This window comes from Nocardia sp. NPDC006982 (genome assembly GCF_042869435.1).
Lineage (GTDB): Bacteria > Actinomycetota > Actinomycetes > Mycobacteriales > Mycobacteriaceae > Nocardia.
Genome location: NZ_JBIAFV010000079.1, coordinates 1 through 1,769 on the forward strand (window position 1 = coordinate 1; position 1,769 = coordinate 1,769).

Consider the following 1,769-nt stretch of genomic DNA (forward strand, 5'->3'; position numbering starts at 1 on the left):
CTCAACCACCTCGGCTACCAGGTAACTCTCAACCCGCTGGGAGGCACATGACCACACCAGACCCAGCCCATCTCACGAGGATTTTTGTATCAGCAGCCGGAGCGTCCAGAACGGCGGGGCAGCCAGTCCTTCGAAGCCTCGAACAAGGCAGAAAACCATCAGCTACACCCCACCACCCTGGGCATCCAGGGCACCAACCCCAGACACCTACAAACTTAGGGAACACCGTGCTGAAGCAACCAGACTCGATTGTGAAGATGATCAAGTGCCGCCCCCGGTGGTGGGATGACCCGCGATTCGACTGGCCCCTGGTGCCTTGAGTTTGATCTGTCGACCACCGTCCGGGGCGGTGCTTGCTGTCGCCGGGCCGAGCCGGGCGTTTCCCGATAGGTGCCTTGCCGCGAACAAGGCACCGTCACAGTCCTGACCGACAATGCTCGGTCCGGCGTCGGCCAGCTCAGACCCGAACCGATCAGGAGACAGCCAACCCGTGCCCAGCATGCCCCATGACGACGGATCCGGTGACGCCAACAACGACGAGACCGTGATCCATGAAGTCGACACGCACCAGGATTCCCCTGTTGCTTTCGTCATCGGTATGTATGGAGAGGCGCTGGGGCACAATAGTTTTGCTGCCACAACGACCGGTTATCGGCAGCTGTCGGTCTGGTCCCGAGGCTTTGGCACGCTCAGGCGCGCCAGTGTCGAAGAGAACAGTTCCTACGGCACCGCAGTGACTCACGACCTCCGTGCGGCTGGCGTGTGCGTCATCGAGGTCAACCAGCCCGACAAGGCGCATCGGCGCCGCCGCAGCAAAGACTGACATCATCGACGCCGAAGCCGCTGCCCCAGCCGTGCTGTCCGGTCGCACAACCGCCGTCGCCAAGACCGGCGACGGAGCGGCCGAGATCGTGCGCATGTTCAAGACGGCCAAGGATTCGGCGATCAAATCTCGCTCCCAGGCCATCAACCAGCTCAAAGCAATCATCGTGCGCGCGGATCCGACGTTGCGTGAATCGCTGACCGGCATGAGTAACCCCCGGTTGATCCGTCGCTGCGCCGAACTCGACTGCCCCACACCAACAACCAGCGTCACCGCCGCAGCCGTCTAGACACTGCGCTCGCTGGCGCGGCGGATCCTCGCACCGACCGAGGAGATCGATGGCCTCAACACCCAGATCACCGACACCGCCGCCACACCTGCCCATCATTGCCGGCGACAACCCCGAACGCCTCCACAGCGAGGCCTCATTCGCCGCCTTGTGCGGCGTCAGCCCGATCGAGGCATCCTCCGGCAAAACCAGGCGTCGTCGACTCAATCGTGGCAGAGACCGCCAGGCGGACTCCGCCCTCTACAAAATCGTTATCGCCAGACTGCGCTGGGACACAGCAACAAAGGACTACATCGCCCGAACGGAAACCGACGGCAAGCCCCGGCGAGAAGCCATCCGATGCCTCAAACGCTACCTCGCGCGGGAGATATACCAGATCATTACCAGACCCGAACCGCAGACACCGAAACTGCGCACTGCAGCTTGACATCCATAGCGGCATCAAACTTCGCCGTTCGTTATCTGGCCACGTCCGCATCGCCGCCATCAACCCATGGCTATGGGATTCCCCTGAAGTAGTGGACATCCGAGATAACGGGACCGATGGTCCCTGGAAGGATGGGATTCCCCTCATATCGTGGAGGCCGGACCATAAAGGAAAGGCCAGATGGCGGAGAAGAGACGCAAGTTCGATGCGGAGTTCCGTGAAGGAGCGAT

At 61.8% G+C, this 1,769-nt stretch carries 3 protein-coding genes; all 3 read left to right on the forward strand.

Annotation, left to right across the window (positions count from 1 at the left end; all coding sequences use genetic code 11):
• Positions 1-490: 490 nt before the first annotated feature.
• From ACFYOW_RS49545 to ACFYOW_RS49555, 3 genes are read left to right on the forward strand one after another with little or no spacing between them, the layout of a single operon-like run.
• Positions 491-823: a hypothetical protein gene (locus tag ACFYOW_RS49545; RefSeq protein WP_387299153.1), complete on the forward strand. Its 333-nt coding sequence runs from the start codon at positions 491-493 to the stop codon at positions 821-823.
• A gap of 31 nt (positions 824-854) precedes the next feature.
• Positions 855-1,112 (forward strand): hypothetical protein, encoded by a 258-nt coding sequence (locus tag ACFYOW_RS49550; RefSeq protein ID WP_387299155.1) that lies wholly within the window; start codon positions 855-857, stop codon positions 1,110-1,112.
• 49 nt (positions 1,113-1,161) lie between these two features.
• Positions 1,162-1,539: a transposase gene (locus tag ACFYOW_RS49555; RefSeq protein ID WP_387299157.1), complete on the forward strand. Its 378-nt coding sequence runs from the start codon at positions 1,162-1,164 to the stop codon at positions 1,537-1,539.
• Positions 1,540-1,769 lie beyond the last annotated feature (230 nt).